The following is a 17,406-nucleotide window of genomic DNA, read 5'->3' as shown; positions in this document are numbered from 1 at the left end:
AAGTACAATAAAAGGACTGAATCCAATGGAAAACCCAGCGCAAATCAAAAGAAAACATTTTCGTTTTCCAGCTTATGATGATGATTTAGGTGTAAAACTCGTTTCAGAGAATAAACGTACATTGTTTCAAGATGAACCAATGTTGACAAATACAACTACTGTACAACCACAGGCTCCTGTGATCGATCCAATCACCGTGCAGCCGACAATGACGAAACAACCAACACAAACAAATAATAGCAATGTATCTCATAGTCCGGAGCAGATGGCGGAGCTTGCGCAACACAAATCGAATTTGCCAAATTATATGATGAGCCATAATAAAACGACAACAAAGCAAAAACCAAATTTATTTGGTAATATGCCTAAAAGAAGTAGTTATGGATTTGGCAGCTCATCGACTAACCGAGATAAAAAAGCAACGTCAAGAGATTATACGTATGAAGCCCGTTCTTATTTTGTGCCAAAGTATATCCCGGCATCCGTGATCCCGGAAAAAAAAACGCCAGCGTTAACAGAACAAGAACTCGCAACAGCGATGAAAAAGGATAAAAATTCTTATCTTTTGTTTGATGATGAACCAGCAGCATTTCAAGTCAAAGGAAATGAAGATCCAACGGTCAAAAAATTCAACATCCCCAAAGAAACACCTGAGATTCCTGTAACAAGACGTCAATATCAACAAATCAAGCCTGATATGGAACGTTTTGGTCAAGAAGATATCAGTCAAACACTGCCGCGTTCTAGAAAAGAGTTAAAAACAGCAAAAGCCAATGCGAAGAGCCAAACAGCCTATGGTCAAAAAGTTGCTGAGGCTGAAAGTGAAAAAAAACGGGGTATTTTAGATAAGCCGTTAAGTGGTATTATTGAAGATTCAAGTATGGAATTAGAAAATAGCAAGTATTTTAATTAGTAGCATTCTGAGGATGGGACAGAAAGGTCAACTTATTTCAGAAGCCTTCAAAGAGTGCGAGACAAAACTAAAAATAACTTTTGTTTCGCACTTAACTTTTTGCGTCTTTTTTAACGCTATGGAAGATCCACTGTTTTTGGGTTGATTATTTTAGAAATTTGTACGATAATGGGTAGCATGCATTTGCTGACTAATATAAGAAATCGCATTTTACATAGAGATTTTAGGAAAAGAGGATTATAATGAGCAATCAAGAAAAATTACATCATTTTGTTGGCATAAAAGGATCTGGAATGAGTTCATTGGCTCTTGTTTTATTTGAGAAAGGCTATCAGGTACAAGGATCTGATGTAGAAGAGTATTTCTTTACACAGCGTGACCTAGAAAAAGCTGGAGTGAAGATCTTACCATTCAACGCAGACAATATCACAAAAGATATGGTTGTTATCGCTGGAAATGCGTTTCCGGATACACATGAAGAATTAGTTCGTGCAAAAGAGTTAGGTGCCGAAATCATTCGCTATCATGATTTTATTGGACGGTTCATTCAACCTTATACAAGTGTTGCTGTGACTGGTTCTCATGGGAAAACAAGTACAACAGGTCTGCTTTCACATGTGTTGACAGGAATAGCACCAACAAGTTATTTGATTGGTGATGGGACAGGTCATGGCGATCCCAAAGCAGAGTTCTTTGCTTTTGAAGCTTGTGAATACCGTCGTCATTTTCTTGCTTACTCACCGGATTATGCGATCATGACGAATATTGATTTCGACCATCCTGATTACTATAAGAGCATTGAAGATGTTTTTTCAGCATTCCAAACAATGGCAGCACAAGTGAAAAAAGGTATTTTTGCTTATGGTGATGACAAATATTTACGTCAATTATCAGCTGATGTGCCGATCTATTATTATGGATTGAATGATGATGATGATATTCAGGCTAAAAACATTCAACGAACAACAGAAGGTTCTTCTTTTGATGTGTACCATAAAGATCAATTCGTAGGACACTTTGTTTTACCAGCTTTTGGTCAACATAATATTATGAATGCACTTGGTGTGATCGCAGTTGCTTACTTTGAAAAACTGGACATGTCTAAAGTTGCAGCAGAAATGCTAACTTTTTCAGGTGTTAAACGTCGCTTTACTGAGAAAAAAGTGTCAGATATGATCATTGTTGATGATTATGCTCATCATCCAACTGAAATCATGGCGACGATCGATGGTGCACGTCAAAAATACCCTGATAAAGAAATTATTGCTGTTTTCCAACCTCATACCTTTACGCGGACGATTGCATTGATGGATGAATTTGCAGATGCTCTAGATTTAGCGGATCATGTGTACTTGTGCGATATTTTTGGATCAGCAAGAGAACAAAAAGGCGATGTAAAAATCGAAGACTTAGGTAATAAGATCGAAAAAGGTGGTCAAGTGATCAAGGAAGATAATGTTTCTCCGTTACTAGATCACGAAAATGCTGTGATCATTTTTATGGGTGCCGGTGATGTTCAAAAATTTGAGCAAGCCTACGAAACATTATTAAGTAATACAACAAGAAACGTTCTATAATTTATTGTTCAAGACGATAAAAAGAAGCTTTGGCAAAACGCCAAAGCTTCTTTTTAACTTGCCTTTTGTCGTCATTTTGGTACAATAATCTTATCATTAGTGGAGGTGTACTAATTTGAATATCGGAAAACCGAGAAAATTAGGCAAAACCATCGAAGATATTGAGGAAGGTGATTCGCTGTCTTTAACCGAATCGATCGAAGATAAAGATTTACTTCTTTATTTGGGCTTAACCAATGATGCCAATCCTTTGTATATCCAACATGATTATGCCCAAAAAACAGAATATGGCAGGCCGATCGTTCCATCGATCATGCTGATGGGGATCATCACCAGTGCAATTTCAAAGCATTTACCGGGACCAGGCTCTCATGTGGTCAATTTTTCGGTAAACTTTGTCGGACCTGTCTTTCATTACGAAACACTGACCTTTCAATTTGAAGTGATCAAGGTCGATAAAATGAAAGATGTTGTGACGATTTCGATCGAAGCTGTCAATGAAGAAGATGATCGTGTACTTGATGCAGTTGTCATGGTTCAGCCGCCTCAAGTAACAATAGACGAACTAGAAGAGAAAGAAGGAGAAATGAATGAATAACGGAGCAGTAGCAAATGTTGGTTTGAATAAGTTTTATTCAAAAATTTACGCGTTTTTAGCGATGGGAATCGGTATTAGTGCGTTAGTATCATATCTAATCTTGAATGTATATTTCCTTGAAGTTGTCATGTTTTTATACAAATACCCGATGGCGTTTTACGGATTTTGGATTGCAGAATTAGCCTTGGTTGTTTTCTTAGGTTTTAAAGCAGCTAAAAATCCAACACTGGCAATCAGTGGATTTGTTGTTTATTCGATGTTGAATGGTGTTACGTTGGCTATAACATTAGCAATGTATACAGAAGGAACGGTTGTAGCGGCTTTTGTTAGTGCAGCAGCTACTTTTGGAGGAATGTCATTAGTCGGGATTTTTACAAAACGTGATCTTTCTGCGATGGGGCATGCAACGTACAGCGCATTGATCGGTTTGATCATTGCGATTTTCCTAAATGCGTTTATCTTAAAGAGTGGTCCTGTTGATTACTTGATTTCCATTTTGATGGTCGTTATTTTTGCAGGTATCACTGCGTATGACAATCAAAAAATCCGCACTTTATACACGCAAACAGGCGGACAACCTGGAACAGGAATAGCTGTTTTCATGGCTTTACAATTATATCTTGACTTTATTAATTTATTCTTAGCGTTTTTACGTATCTTCGGTAAAAACAACTAATCTAAAACATCTTAAAAAGTACTCAGATTATTCTGAGTGCTTTTTTTGTTTTTAATATTCGTAAATATACCCATTTTATGTATAAAAATACTTTTAAAGGTGATGTTTTGCATAAAAATCATTGACTATCGTGATGCGTTGATTTATACTTTTAGAAAATCAGAAAAAATAGATCAACTAAAAAGGAACTAAAAATCATCGCTCACAGTAAAAGCAAACGGGAATTTTGCTGTGGAATGTTTTTTAGAAGTTGGCTCTTTTGGAAGGGTGTAAGTGATGGGAATAGATGAAAAGATACCAGAAGGATTTAAATTTTACGGTACGCATGTCGGCATCAAGAAAAGAAGAAAAGACTTTGGTTTGATCGTAGCAAATCAAATTTGTCATGCGGCGGCTGTTTTTACTAAAAATACGTTTTGCGGTGAATGTATACCGATCGGTAAAGCACATGTTGAAAATGCCGAATTACAGGCGATCGTAGTAACTAGTGGTGTTGCTAATGTAGCCACTGGAAACGAAGGGCGAGAAAATGAGTTTCAGATTTTAGATAAAATTTCCTCTAAACTGGCGATAGCTCAAGAAAATATATTGCCTTCATCAACAGGTGTGATCGGGCCTCAATTACCTATCGAAAAAATCAATGCTTTTTTAGAGACACATTCACTTGAACTAACAGAAAACTATGAAGAGTTTGCTGAAGCTATTTTGACAACAGATCAACGGATCAAGGTACAAAGTCTGGATGTAGGTGAGGGAAAAATTTTAGGTATCGTCAAAGGATCAGGGATGATCGAACCGAATATGGCGACCATGCTGGCATATATTTTAACAGATATAAAAATCAGTAAGGAAGATATCTATTCAATGTTGAAACTTGCGGTTGACCAGTCTTTCAATACGATCAGTATTGATTCAGATACGAGTACGAGTGACACGGTTGCACTCTTAGCAAGCGGCCAGAAAACAGCATCGATGGAAGACATGCAAGCCGCTTTAAACCAGATCTGTCATGCATTGGCATTAGATGTTGTGAAAGATGCCGAAGGAGCAACAAAAACGATGTTCGTAACAGTCAAAAATGCGATGAGCCAAAAACAGGCCAAGGATGCTGGAAAATCAATAATCAATTCGCCGTTAGTGAAAACAGCTTTATTTGGCCACGATCCTAATTGGGGACGCATTGCAATGGCACTTGGGAAGACAGAGGGACTTATTTTTGATCCTAATAAGGTCGAGATTTCTTATGGCGAATATCCGATTTTCTCTGAAAACCATGAAGAGCTGCAAAATATGGAGCAGATCGCGACATATATTCAAGAAAATGAGGATATCTATTTGACGGTCGACCTACATCAAGGAACACAGGATTTCCAAGTGATTGGCTGTGACTTGAGCTATGAGTATGTCAAAATAAACAGCGATTATTCTACATGAATTTAAAAATTGAGAGAGCGTATTGAAGCATATCCTACTAGGCTTCAAATACTCTCTCTTTTCATTTGCGAATGTATGTTCTATAATGGAGAAATGACAGGTGGGAAAAAAATGAAAGATAGACAACGGATCGCAGTCCGCAGTTTAGTAGAATTTATTTTGCGTAGAGGCAGCATCGATGCACGACATACAAGTGAACATACGGCAGTAGAAGGAGCGAAAATCCATCGTAAATTACAAAAAGCGGCTCCAGCTGGCTATAAAAAGGAAGTCAAGCTGGCGATCGATGTAGAGTTGAATAAGCAAACATATATCATTGAAGGACGTGCTGATGGCATTTTTACGGATGAGGATAAGGGATTCGTCATTGATGAAATCAAAAGCTCAGAACCTGATTTTTCTGAGTTGCGTGAAGAACAGATCGATATGTACTGGTACCAAGTCATGTGTTATGGGCACATCTATTGTCAACAAGAAGAGCTAGAAACGATTACATTACAGTTGACCTATTTTCAAACAACAACGGAAGAAATCACGCGAACAGAAAAAACATTTACAAAACAGGAGCTGCGCGACTTTTTTGATGATTTGACCAGCAAATACGAGCAATGGCTGATCTTTAAAATGAATTGGCGAAAGATCAGAAATGACTCTTTGAAAGAACTTCCTTTTCCGTATGGTGATTATCGTAAAGGGCAAAGAGAATTAGCTGTCGCTGTTTATAAAACGATTCTTAGTGATCAAAAGTTGTTTGTAGAAGCACCGACAGGAACTGGTAAAACGATCTCCACATTATTTCCAACACTAAAGGCAATTGGTGAAGAGCAAGCAGAACGTGCATTTTACTTAACAGCGAAAACAATTACACGTCAGGTAGCAGAAGATGCAGTAGAAGCGATGAAGCAAAAGAACCTGCAATTGAAAAGCGTGACGCTAACAGCAAAAGACAAGATTTGTTTTTTGACTGAACGAAATTGCACACCGGAAGCCTGTCCTTTTGCAAATGGATACTATGATCGGTTGAATGAAGGATTATGGGATCTGTTAAATAATGAAAATCAATTTACAAGAGAAGTTATTGAACGCTATGCAAAAAAACACACTCTCTGCCCGTTTGAGTTATCATTGGATGTGAGTTTATGGTGTGATCTTGTGATCTGCGATTATAATTACTTATTTGATCCCAGCGTATATCTAAGACGTTTCTTCGAGGAGCAGCAAGAAGAAAAAGAAAATATCTTTCTAGTCGATGAAGTCCACAATCTAGTGAATCGTTCAAGAGAAATGTATTCAGCTTCTCTGGCTAAAAATAAGTTTATTTCACTAAGAAAAGCACTTGGAAAAGAACAGCAAAAACTGACACGTGCTATCCGAAAAATTGAAAAAGAATTTGAGAAGATCGAGCAGATCTGTAAAGAAGAAGAGAAGGATTTTTTGCATCAAAATGCACCCATCGATTCGCTCGTAAAAGCGGCTTACATATTATCTGAGAAGATTGGTGAATGGCTGCCGGAGAATCAAGCGCATGAAGAGTTGAATCAAGTGTTATCAGTTTATTTTGATTTGTTGAATTATACAAAAATCAGTGAAAGTTATGATGATCATTACTGTACATACGTTGAGTGTCAGAACTACGACATAACTGTAAAGCAATTTTGTATCGATCCTTCCTATTTATTGGAGCAAAAATTGGCTAAAGGCAAAGCGAGTATCTTATTTTCTGCTAGTCTGACTCCTTTAGATTATTATCAAGAAGTTTTGGGTGGAGGAGATCAAAGTTTAAGATACCGTATTCCGAATCCTTTTACTAAAGATAATCAGCTTTTGGTCGTTGAAAACCATATTCAGACCACCTATAAGGAACGAGAACGGAATTATCAAAAGATCGTTGAAAGTCTGACAAATATGGTTCAGCAGCGAACTGGAAATTACTTTGTCTTTTTTTCATCATATTCCTATATGGATATCGTGTATGATCTATTCAGAGAAAAAAATCCAGGAATCAAAACCAAATTGCAGGCCTCTTTTATGAACGAAACTGAAAGAGAAGCTTTTTTAGCTGATTTTGTTTCTGATCCAGACGAGACCTTGTTAGGCTTTTGCGTTTTGGGCGGGATTTTTTCAGAAGGAATCGATTTAAAAGGGACGAGATTGATTGGGACAGCGATCGTTGGTGTGGGCTTACCACAGATCAATCACGAACAAGAATTGATCAAACGTTACTATGATTTAGAAAAAAATCAAGGGTTTCAATTTGCCTACCAAATCCCTGGTATGAACAAAGTGCTGCAGGCGGCTGGACGTGTTATCAGAGATAGTGAAGATCGAGGGGTGGTATTACTGTTGGATCAGCGTTTTTCATCTGCAGCAGTACGGCAATTTTTTCCACCACACTGGGATCAAAGTCAAACGGCTTATTCTGCAGAGCGCTCAAAAGAATTGCAGCAGCAATTTTGGCTTTCAACGAATGAATCAACATAGAAAAATACGACGTTTACTGTTATACTGAAAAAGCAAATCTTCATAAGAAATAAAAAAGTAGTCGGGCGATTTGTCGGCTCTTTTTTAGAGAAAAGATGAATGAGAATCATACGTGAAAAGAGGCTAAGAAATGAAAACTATTCTTGTTTTGCATACAGGCGGCACAATTTCCATGTCTAAAGAGGCGGATGGCAATGTAGCACTCAATACAATGAATCCATTACTTGAACAAGAGGCTTTACTGGAGGGCAAAGTGAACTTGATCGTTGAATCGATTTTCAATATTCCGTCTCCTCATATGACCTTAAAGCGTATGCTGGAGCTAAAAGAGCGAATCCAGCAAGCACATACTGAAAAAATCGATGGGGTCGTCATTACTCACGGTACGGATACTTTGGAAGAAACGGCTTATTTTTTGGATATCACGCTAGAGAACAAAATCCCTGTTGTTTTGACTGGTGCAATGCGTTCAAGCAATGAGATCGGGACAGACGGCTTGTATAATTTCATCAGTGCTGTATGGACCGCTTGTTCGGAGGATTCTCAGGGCAAAGGCGTTTTAGTGGTGATGAACGATGAGATCCATACAGCTCGTTATGTAACGAAGACGCACACTACAAATGTAGCAACATTCCGAACACCGACTTTTGGACCGATTGGTATGATCGCCAAAGAAAGAACCTTCTTTGCAAGTGAAGTTCGTCCGCAAGAAATTTGTGATATTCAAGAAGTTGAAGGAAATGTCTATGTCATCAAAGCTTATGCTGGAATGGATCAACAGCTGTTTGATTTAGTGGACAATGACCAGACGGATGGTTTGGTCATCGAGGCTCTTGGTGCAGGAAATCTTCCACCGCAAACCTTACCTGCGTTAAATCGACTGCTGCAAAGAAATATTCCGATCGTTTTGGTTTCCCGTTGTTCGAATGGGATCGCAGAGGATATCTATGATTATGAAGGCGGCGGCGTGAATCTTAAAAAAATGGGCTTGATTTTTTCAAGAGGATTAAATGGTCCCAAGGCTCGTATTCGATTGATCGTTGGGTTGAATAGCGGAAAGAGCATGCAGGAGTTAACGGAATTTTTAAGTGAATAGACAGTAAAAAGAGCCAGATTTTCTTTTAGTGATCGATCAAATAGTCCATTTAAGTTTGGATTTTTTGTTCATCACTAAGAATCAGGCTCTTTTTTTGCGTTCAGATAAATAAAAGAAGAGAGTAACTGAATCAACGATAGTTCGTAAATTGAAGCTCTACGGGTAAATCAAGAGTTCTAAGTAAGGTAATGACTTTTTGTAAATCATCACGACTTTTTCCGGTCACGCGAATTTTGTCTTCTTGAATTTGTGATTTGACTTTAATGCCGGAATTTTTGATTGCCACATTGATTTTCTTTGCATTGTCTCGGTCGATACCGCTGATCAGATCACCATATTGACGTACATTTCCGCCGAGGGCTTTTTCGCTGTCGGAAAAATGGATATTTTTAATTGGAACTGCACGTTTCACTAGCTTACTGAATAAAACATCTTTGACTTGTTCCACTTTGTAATCGTCTTCTGCAACAAGGACTAATTTCCCATTTTCTAGTTTAATGTCTGCAATTGATCCTTTAAAGTCAAAACGATTTTTGATTTCTTTCAGTGCGATCTGGATCGAATTTTTGACTTCTTCCATATTCATTTCAGAGGTTACATCAAAGCTTGCTTCTTTAGCTGCCATTAGCCAACCGCCTTTCATTCATTTCTTACTTTTATAGTACCACTAAATAGGGAAGAAACAAGTCCTAACCTTTTTTGAGATAGAAACATAATAGAATAAAAGAATCCTCATTTTTAGCTTTTTTTCTTTTCTTTTTTTAGGCAACCTGTTATTCTAATTCGTGGGATTTGACTTGAAGAAACAAGGCATAGACTGTTCAGTCAGTGTTTTTGTACTAGGGAGGAATTATGTTGGGGAAGCGAACTGTTTCATACAAACAAAGTGAATTACTGAAAAAATTTGCTGTTATTTTTATTACGGGTATTTTAGCAGCAGTCGGGTTGAATTTCTTTCTAATTCCGGCGAAGGTCTTTTCTGCTGGAATGAATGGAGTCGCACAGATTATTGCAACATTACTTCATACGCATTTTTCGATTACGATTGACACTGGTTTGTTTATTTTACTATTAAATATACCGATTTTTATTCTAGGATTTGTTAAGTTAGGTAAAGAATCAACAATTTTTAGCTTTCTAAATGTTGCTTGGATCTCAGTTGTGACGATGTTTTTACCGATCGTCGTGATTACGGAAAATCCATTGATGAATGCGATCGTTGGTGGTGTTCTGATTGGAATTGGTGCAGGACTATCATTGAAGATGGGGTTTACGACTGGTGGGATGGATGTTATTTCGTTGGTCTTATCAAAGACGACAGGTAAAACCGTTGGAAATTATATGTTTATGCTAAATGGAATTATTGTGGCTGTGGCAGGTGTTGTGTTTGATTGGGAGAGTGCATTATATACGATTATTTCGATCTATTGTTTAACACAGGTTGTCGATACGATCCATACGAGTCATCAAAAGATCACAGCGATGATCGTGACTGTGAATCCTGAAACGGTTGCTCAGGCAATTTCCAAAGAGATGGTTCGTGGGATGACGCTACTGCCGTCCATTGGCGGATATTCAGGTGTAGAAGGTCGAATGATCATGATGGTGATCACTCGATACGAACTCTATGACCTAGAACAAATCGTTTATTCAGTTGATGAGAATGCGTTTATGAATATTTTGCCTACGCAGTCGGTCTTAGGTCGATTTGCCAATGAAGATGAACAAAGGATCTTTAAAAGTACTGGATCATTTCCTGAGTTGAAAAAACATAAGACGAAAGCAAAATAAAGGAAAAATGGTTTCGTTTTAAATAAAAAAAGAAGTGCAAATAGAAGTTTATTTCCAATGGAAGTACTTTTGTCTGGATTTCTTTTTTAGACAAACGAAACTAAGTGTCCATGCTTTTGTGAAAGTCTGGACAAAAATTTTCTGAAAAAGGTAATTTTAGTAGAAAAGTACTAAAAAGTCTGCTAAAATGTAACTGTTAGTTAAGGATAGACCTTAACAAATAAAGTTTTTTTAAAACTTAGGAGGAATTTTATTATGCCATTAGTATCAGGAACAGAATTTCTTAAAGCAGCTCGTAAAAGCGGCTACGGTGTTGGCGGATTCAACACAAACAACCTAGAATGGACAAAAGCGATTTTAGAAGCTGCAGAAGCTAAAAAAGCGCCAGTGTTGATTCAAACTTCTATGGGTGCTGCTAAATACATGGGCGGATACCAAGTATGTTACGATTTAGTAAAAGACTTGATCGATTCAATGGGAATTACTGTACCAGTAGCTCTTCACTTAGATCATGGTGAATATGAAGATGCATTAGAATGTATCGAAATCGGCTATACATCAGTAATGTTTGATGGCTCTCACTTACCATTCGAAGAAAACATCGAAAAAGCAAAAGATGTTGTAGCGAAAGCTCACGCTAAAGGTGTTTCTGTTGAATGTGAAGTTGGTTCAATCGGCGGAGAAGAAGATGGAATCATCGGTTCAGGCGAATTAGCTGACGTTCAAGAATGTGTACAAATGGTTGCAACTGGTATTGATTACCTAGCTTGCGGAATCGGTAATATCCACGGTTCATACCCTGAAAACTGGACTGGATTAGCTTTTGACCACTTACAAGAAATCGCTGACGCTGTTGGTGACATTCCATTAGTCTTACACGGTGGTTCTGGTATTCCTTTAGAACAAGTTCAAAAAGCAATCTCAATGGGCGTTTCTAAAATCAACGTTAACACTGAGTGTCAAGAAGTATTTGCAGCAGCAACTCGTAAATACATCGAAGAAGGCAAAGACCTTGAAGGTAAAGGCTTTGACCCTCGTAAATTATTAGCACCAGGAACAAAAGCTGTGACTGAATTAGTAGAACAACGTATCGAATGGTTCGGTTCTGCTAACAAAGCATAATTTAATTCTTTAAAATTTAAGAGATCGGAACAGAAGTGTCTATTTCCGAAATAGTTTCTTCTGACTTCTAACTTTTATCCAGATCTGAAGCTCAAAACAAAGCTGATTTTTCGTTTTGTTTTGAGCTTTTTCATTTTTCTAAACGCATAAAATTCGTTTCTTTTTCGTTTTAAAATCAAATAAATCATGAGAAAACAAAGAAAGAGAATACATGTTGGCTTTTTTATTGTCTTATGATGTGTTAGAATGGTTTGGGTATATCACAAAAAATAAAACTATTTGTTTTACATAGATAGGTGAGAAGATAAATGAAAAAAATTGTAATCAATGGGAATCGTCCGTTAACGGGAGAAGTTTGTATCAGTGGGGCAAAAAACAGTGCAGTGGCGTTGATTCCAGCAGCTATTTTAGCGGATTCACCAGTCATATTGGATGGGGTACCGGATATTCAGGATGTCCATTCATTAATTGAAATTTTAGAAATTATGGGTGCAAAAACAACATTTGAAAATAATACATTAGTGATCGATCCAACGGAAATCGTATCCGTACCGATGCCGAAAGGAAAAATCAACAGCCTTCGTGCATCTTATTACTTTATGGGATCGTTATTGGGGAAATTTGGTGAAGGAGTAGTTGGCTTACCAGGAGGTTGTTATTTAGGTCCTCGTCCGATCGATCTTCACATCAAAGGCTTTGAATCTCTTGGTGCAACTGTGACCAATGAACATGGAGCGATGTATCTAAGAACAGAGGACGGTCTTCATGGAACAAGAATTTTTATGGATATGGTGTCGATCGGTGCAACAATCAATGTTATGCTGGCGGCTGTAAAAGCAGAAGGTAAAACAATCATCGAAAATGCAGCTCGTGAGCCTGAGATCATTGACGTAGCTACCTTATTGAACAATATGGGTGCCAATATCCGCGGAGCCGGTACGGATATTATCCGTATCGAAGGGGTAGAAAAACTTCACGGCTGCCGTCATTCAATCATTCCTGACCGTATTGAAGCAGGAACCTATCTCGCTTTAGCAGCGGCAATGGGCGAAGGAGTCACTGTTCGTAATGTTATTTATGAACATCTAGAAAGCTTTATTGCAAAATTGCAGGAAATGGGTGTGAAAATGACGATCGAAGAGGACAAGATCATCGTTCATCCTTCCCACGATTTAAAAATGACAACGATCAAAACCTATCCATATCCTGGCTTTGCGACAGATCTTCAACAGCCGATCACGCCGTTGATGTTGAAAGCAAAAGGAACCGGCGAAGTGATCGATAGTATTTATACACAACGGACAAAGCATATTCCAGAGTTAGTGCGAATGGGAGCAGATGCATCGATCGAAGGCAATATGATCGTCATCAATGGGCCTGCTAAATTACATGGTGCTGAAGTAGTAGCTTCTGATTTACGTGCAGGTGCTTGTTTAGTGACTGCTGGACTGATGGCAGAAGGCACTACGACGATTTACAATGTTGAATACATTTTAAGAGGATACGATCACATCATTGAAAAACTAACAGCCTTAGGTGCTGATATCCAAATGATCGAAACAGAAGAAGAAATCGAGGTGACTAAATGAGTGACTATTTAACGATGGCGGAGCTTGAAAATAGTACCTTAAAAGACATTTATACTTATGCGAAGGAATTTAAGATTCCTTATTACAGCCAAATGAATAAAAAAGAATTGTCATTAGCTGTGATTAGAGCTCAAGCTGAGAAGCAAGGTTTCTTCTTTATGGAGGGGATCTTAGATATCGTTTCCCAAGATGGGTATGGTTTTTTACGTCCAATCAATTATGGACCAAGTGCTGAAGATATTTATATTTCCTCTTCTCAAATCCGCCGCTTCGGGTTACGTAACGGGGACAAAGTTGCTGGAAAAGCACGTCCGCCAAAAGAATCAGAACGTTATTATGGCTTGATGCATGTTGAAAGTGTGAATGGCAAAGATCCGGAAGAGGCAAAAGAACGTCCTCATTTTCCAGCCTTAACACCACTCTATCCAGAAAGACAAATCAAATTAGAAACAACGCCTGGCAGATTATCAACTCGTATGATCGATATTTTTGCTCCTGTAGGTTTTGGGCAACGTGGATTGATCGTTGCACCACCTAAAGCTGGGAAAACGAGTGTCTTAAAAGAGATCGCCAACGGCATTACTGAAAATTATCCTGATGTAGAATTGATTTTATTATTGATCGATGAACGTCCAGAAGAAGTGACTGATTTAGAACGCAGTGTCAAAGGGGATGTCGTTTCGTCAACATTTGACCAGCAACCTCAAAATCATACCCGAGTTTCTGAATTAGTATTGGAACGGGCGATGCGTTTAGTTGAGGATAAACGGGATGTGGTGATTCTAATGGATAGTATCACTCGTTTAGCTCGTGCCTACAATCTGGTTGTACCGCCTAGCGGACGGACATTGAGCGGCGGGATCGATCCTTCTTCTTTTTATAGACCAAAACGCTTTTTTGGTGCAGCGAGAAACATTGAAGAAGGCGGCAGCCTGACGATTTTAGCAACAGCTTTAGTTGATACAGGAAGCCGAATGGATGATGTGATCTATGAAGAGTTCAAAGGAACAGGGAATATGGAACTGCATCTGTCACGTGATTTAGCAGATCGTCGTATCTTCCCAGCAATCGATATCAAAAAATCAGGGACACGTAAAGAGGACCTGTTGATGTCTTCTGAACAATTGGAAGAGACATGGAAGCTACGCAATCATATGACAGGCGATTCGTTAGAATACACGGAGCAATTTGTTAAGTTTTTACGTAAAACAAAAAGTAATGAAAAATTCTTTGAAGATTTCCATGATGTATCTTTCGGAAAACAAAGCAAAAGAAATGTAAAAAGATAATTGCATCGACGAATGAATCATGCTATTATAGTACTGTTGTATACCGACAAAATAACTCTGATGCAGCAAATGGATCAGGGCAAAGGAGCGAAAAGACTATGAAACAAGATATCCATCCAGAATATCACCCAGTCGTATTTATGGACTCAACAACTGGTTTTAAATTCTTATCAGGTTCTACTAAGCACTCTGAAGAAACAGTTGAATGGGAAGACGGAAACACTTACCCAGTAATCCGTGTCGAAGTAACATCTGACTCTCATCCATTTTACACTGGACGTCAAAAATTCACACAAGCAGACGGACGTGTGGACCGTTTCAACAAGAAATACGGTCTCAAAGACGAAAACGCTGCAGAGTAATAAAAACATTGAGTATAAAATGTTTGGCAGATCACATTTATCATGTGATCTGCTTTTTTGTTTTAAGTGAATCATTCGGTTGCAGCAAAAGTTGATTTGTATTTCTAAAGCAGTTAAAATGTACATAAGTGAGTCATTTTATAAAGTTAACTTAACATTTATCTATAATGAATATGTGAGAATAAAGTACTGAACTGGAGGGGATGAGATGTATAAAATTGCTTTATGTGATGATGAAGCGTTCCAAAGTACAAAGCTAGAGAAAATGATTGAAGTTCATTTATCTGAACAAAATATTGAATTTGAAATTGATATTTATGAACAAGGAGAATCGTTGTTGAGAGCCATTAAGCAACAAACCACCGTTTATCAAATTATTTTTCTTGATATAGAAATGTCAGGAATAAATGGGATAGAAACAGCGAAAAAAATAAGAGAGCATGATGAACATGTTCTTTTGAACTATATTACAAGTTACGATAAATATAGTTTGGCCAGCTTTGAAGTATCTCCGTTCAGGTACTTATTAAAACCAATTGAAAAACAAAAAATAAACTTCTTATTGGATTCTGCAATTGAAAAAATCAATTTGGGTAATCATTATCTATTTTTTAAATCAAATAGGAGACAGTATCAACTGTGCCATGACCAAATTATAATGATCTCTTCTGAAAAAGGGAGACAGATTCGGATTGAACTGACTAGTGAAGAGCAAGATATTGTGTTTTATGGAAAAATTAAAGAATTAGAACAGACGCTTAATCTTTTGATTTTTGTTAAAGTCAACCATGGAACAATCATCAACATGAATTGTATAAAGAGTGTTGAGGATCAGTTGATCCATCTAATTAATGGGAAAAGTGTATCGATCAGCAGAGGAAAGAGAAAACAATTCTCAGAAGCGTATAATCATTTTATTGAAAGGTCAATTGGCATATGAGTGATTTTCTATTTCTTTTATTAGCAATCTTTTTAGTTGGTCTTCAAGGGTGGTATATAGCTGTTTATTTAACGAGTTTTTTAGAATTGAAATTTAGTAGGAAGCGATTTTTTCTTTTGTGTATCTTGGCAGTGTTAAGTACTAAGATTACGGTTAATAACGGAACCGAAATGATCGAATTTAGATATATGATTTTTTTGATCATTGCATGTCTAGTCGTTTTTTGTTTTTTTGGATCAATTGTCCAAAAGATGTTTCATTACTTTTATATCGTGTTCTTATTTTTATTTCAGAATAAGCTATTAGTGTTATCTCAGGGAAAATCTGATCCAGATGAGGTTTTAATTCAATTTATATTTTCATATAGTTCGATCACAATTTTGGCGATATTAATTGTTGGATTTTTGTACTATTTTAAAAATTCTAATGAAATAGGGTTGGAAAATAGAGAATATTTAATGTTATCAGTTGCTCCATTCCTATCTATTTTACTATTTATGTACCCATTTGATTTTAGTGTCTGGGAAGAGATTTTTTTTAGTCTGGCGATGATGGGTATCAATATGATGAACATTTTTTTGTATAATTATTTAACTGAAAAAACATATCTATTACAACAACAAATTTTAGTTGGTGCACAGAATCAGCATTATGAAGATGTTTTAAAAAAACAGCAAGAATTACGTACACTTAAACATGATTTAAAGAATCTATTGCTTGGACTGAACTATCATGTATATAATGAAAACCTCGTGGAAGCTAAGTTATTGTTGAAGGAAATCACTGCGGGTTCAATTGATACATATGTATCTTATACTGAGTGCTGGCCAATAGATACAATATTAAGTAGCAAAATTAGTCAGATGAAGAAGCAAAACGTTCAGTTTACATTAGAATTGAAAGTACCAGTAGATTTAATGATTGATGACAAAGTAGTAGATATTTGTGCGATTTTAGGAAATATTTTGGATAATGCTATTGAAGAATGTGTCCGAATCGAAAGTGAGCTACAAATAAATATTTGTATTTATTATCATGAAAAAAAATTGATCTTCAAAGTAACGAATCCTACAAATATCAAAGATTTAAATATTTCAAATAAACTAATAAAATCCTCTAAAAAAAGAGGAAGATACGGTTTAGGGATCAATAGTATCAGAGAGCGAGTAAAAAGGTTAAAAGGATATTCAGATTTTTCTTGGAAAGCAAATGAATTTAAAGTGATTATCGTTTTGCCAATTGGATAAGAGAGTTTTTGACATATTGAGGATCAATAGTCAAAAGCTCTTTTTTTTGTACTTCATTATCTCATCAACAATTTGATACATAAAAGCATACAAATTACTACATAAATAGTATGAAGTGACTAAAAAGCACATATACTAGACATACCAATTACATTGTAAATGATAAGAAAGTTTGTCATTGGTAAATATGTTCTTAAAAGGAGGTGGAAAGCTATGTTACTATTTGCTTCTAAAAAAGGGAAAAAAGCTGGTTGTGTGTCAGTAGGAGCTATTTTTTGTGCATCTGTAGGT

The 17,406-nt window shown here is 36.9% G+C and carries 15 protein-coding genes; 14 read left to right on the top strand and 1 reads right to left on the bottom strand.

Going from position 1 to position 17,406, the window contains the following annotated elements:
- The first annotated feature begins 25 nt into the window (after positions 1-25).
- The 7 genes from CC204_RS05690 to CC204_RS05660 all read left to right on the top strand — a co-directional run bounded on the left by CC204_RS05690 (position 26) and on the right by CC204_RS05660 (position 8,775).
- Entirely contained in the window at positions 26-913 is an 888-nt protein-coding gene (locus CC204_RS05690) for a hypothetical protein (protein ID WP_088271668.1), read from the top strand.
- Positions 914-1,155: 242 nt separating this feature from the next.
- On the top strand, positions 1,156-2,490 hold the full coding sequence (gene murC / locus CC204_RS05685) for a UDP-N-acetylmuramate--L-alanine ligase (RefSeq protein WP_088269236.1): 1,335 nt from the start codon (positions 1,156-1,158) through the stop codon (positions 2,488-2,490).
- Between the two features lie 115 nt (positions 2,491-2,605).
- Entirely contained in the window at positions 2,606-3,088 is a 483-nt protein-coding gene (locus CC204_RS05680) for a MaoC family dehydratase (RefSeq protein ID WP_088269234.1), read from the top strand.
- A complete protein-coding gene (locus CC204_RS05675; RefSeq protein ID WP_088269233.1) occupies positions 3,081-3,764 on the top strand; it encodes a Bax inhibitor-1/YccA family protein in 684 nt (227 codons plus the stop codon). Before CC204_RS05680 ends, CC204_RS05675 begins: the two co-directional genes overlap by 8 nt.
- A 276-nt stretch (positions 3,765-4,040) precedes the next feature.
- Complete coding sequence (argJ, locus tag CC204_RS05670) at positions 4,041-5,198, top strand: bifunctional glutamate N-acetyltransferase/amino-acid acetyltransferase ArgJ (RefSeq protein ID WP_088269231.1); 1,158 nt, start codon at positions 4,041-4,043, stop codon at positions 5,196-5,198.
- Between the two features lie 111 nt (positions 5,199-5,309).
- Positions 5,310-7,679 (top strand): ATP-dependent DNA helicase, encoded by a 2,370-nt coding sequence (locus CC204_RS05665; RefSeq protein ID WP_088269229.1) that lies wholly within the window; start codon positions 5,310-5,312, stop codon positions 7,677-7,679.
- A 130-nt stretch (positions 7,680-7,809) separates the two neighbouring features.
- Entirely contained in the window at positions 7,810-8,775 is a 966-nt protein-coding gene (locus CC204_RS05660) for an asparaginase (RefSeq protein WP_088269227.1), read from the top strand.
- A 130-nt stretch (positions 8,776-8,905) separates the two neighbouring features.
- Here CC204_RS05660 and CC204_RS05655 read toward each other — a convergent pair whose 3' ends face one another.
- Positions 8,906-9,400: a YajQ family cyclic di-GMP-binding protein gene (locus tag CC204_RS05655; protein WP_087641397.1), complete on the bottom strand. Its 495-nt coding sequence runs from the start codon at positions 9,398-9,400 to the stop codon at positions 8,906-8,908.
- Between the two features lie 230 nt (positions 9,401-9,630).
- Between CC204_RS05655 and CC204_RS05650 the strand changes: the two genes are divergently transcribed.
- From CC204_RS05650 to CC204_RS05620, 7 genes are all read left to right on the top strand, one after another.
- Positions 9,631-10,566: a YitT family protein gene (locus CC204_RS05650; RefSeq protein ID WP_373285306.1), complete on the top strand. Its 936-nt coding sequence runs from the start codon at positions 9,631-9,633 to the stop codon at positions 10,564-10,566.
- 255 nt (positions 10,567-10,821) lie between these two features.
- The gene (locus CC204_RS05645; RefSeq protein ID WP_069661959.1) at positions 10,822-11,688 is read left to right on the top strand and encodes a class II fructose-bisphosphate aldolase; all 867 of its coding nucleotides are present in this window, start codon (positions 10,822-10,824) and stop codon (positions 11,686-11,688) included.
- 308 nt (positions 11,689-11,996) lie between these two features.
- A complete protein-coding gene (locus CC204_RS05640; RefSeq protein WP_088269223.1) occupies positions 11,997-13,277 on the top strand; it encodes a UDP-N-acetylglucosamine 1-carboxyvinyltransferase in 1,281 nt (426 codons plus the stop codon).
- Positions 13,274-14,566, top strand: a complete 1,293-nt coding sequence (gene rho, locus CC204_RS05635) for a transcription termination factor Rho (protein WP_088269222.1) — start codon at positions 13,274-13,276, stop codon at positions 14,564-14,566. The genes CC204_RS05640 and rho overlap by 4 nt, the downstream gene beginning before the upstream one ends.
- A 98-nt stretch (positions 14,567-14,664) precedes the next feature.
- Positions 14,665-14,928 (top strand): type B 50S ribosomal protein L31, encoded by a 264-nt coding sequence (locus tag CC204_RS05630; RefSeq protein ID WP_087641402.1) that lies wholly within the window; start codon positions 14,665-14,667, stop codon positions 14,926-14,928.
- Positions 14,929-15,136: 208 nt separating this feature from the next.
- Positions 15,137-15,868, top strand: coding sequence for a LytR/AlgR family response regulator transcription factor (locus CC204_RS05625; RefSeq protein ID WP_088269220.1), 732 nt, complete (start codon positions 15,137-15,139; stop codon positions 15,866-15,868).
- The gene (locus CC204_RS05620; RefSeq protein ID WP_088269218.1) at positions 15,865-17,115 is read left to right on the top strand and encodes an ATP-binding protein; all 1,251 of its coding nucleotides are present in this window, start codon (positions 15,865-15,867) and stop codon (positions 17,113-17,115) included. The genes CC204_RS05625 and CC204_RS05620 overlap by 4 nt, the downstream gene beginning before the upstream one ends.
- Positions 17,116-17,406 lie beyond the last annotated feature (291 nt).

Origin of the sequence: Enterococcus wangshanyuanii (genome assembly GCF_002197645.1) — a bacterium.
Lineage (GTDB): Bacteria > Bacillota > Bacilli > Lactobacillales > Enterococcaceae > Enterococcus_L > Enterococcus_L wangshanyuanii.
This window is presented reverse-complemented; position numbering and strand designations above follow the sequence as displayed.

Coding starts and splice junctions, on each gene's coding strand:
- CC204_RS05690 (WP_088271668.1), top strand. CDS start 26: ATGGAAAACCCAGCGCAAATCAAAAGAAAACATTTTCGTTTTCCAGCT.
- murC (WP_088269236.1), top strand. CDS start 1,156: ATGAGCAATCAAGAAAAATTACATCATTTTGTTGGCATAAAAGGATCT.
- CC204_RS05675 (WP_088269233.1), top strand. CDS start 3,081: ATGAATAACGGAGCAGTAGCAAATGTTGGTTTGAATAAGTTTTATTCA.
- argJ (WP_088269231.1), top strand. CDS start 4,041: ATGGGAATAGATGAAAAGATACCAGAAGGATTTAAATTTTACGGTACG.
- CC204_RS05665 (WP_088269229.1), top strand. CDS start 5,310: ATGAAAGATAGACAACGGATCGCAGTCCGCAGTTTAGTAGAATTTATT.
- CC204_RS05660 (WP_088269227.1), top strand. CDS start 7,810: ATGAAAACTATTCTTGTTTTGCATACAGGCGGCACAATTTCCATGTCT.
- CC204_RS05655 (WP_087641397.1), bottom strand. CDS start 9,400: ATGGCAGCTAAAGAAGCAAGCTTTGATGTAACCTCTGAAATGAATATG.
- CC204_RS05645 (WP_069661959.1), top strand. CDS start 10,822: ATGCCATTAGTATCAGGAACAGAATTTCTTAAAGCAGCTCGTAAAAGC.
- CC204_RS05640 (WP_088269223.1), top strand. CDS start 11,997: ATGAAAAAAATTGTAATCAATGGGAATCGTCCGTTAACGGGAGAAGTT.
- rho (WP_088269222.1), top strand. CDS start 13,274: ATGAGTGACTATTTAACGATGGCGGAGCTTGAAAATAGTACCTTAAAA.
- CC204_RS05630 (WP_087641402.1), top strand. CDS start 14,665: ATGAAACAAGATATCCATCCAGAATATCACCCAGTCGTATTTATGGAC.
- CC204_RS05625 (WP_088269220.1), top strand. CDS start 15,137: ATGTATAAAATTGCTTTATGTGATGATGAAGCGTTCCAAAGTACAAAG.
- CC204_RS05620 (WP_088269218.1), top strand. CDS start 15,865: ATGAGTGATTTTCTATTTCTTTTATTAGCAATCTTTTTAGTTGGTCTT.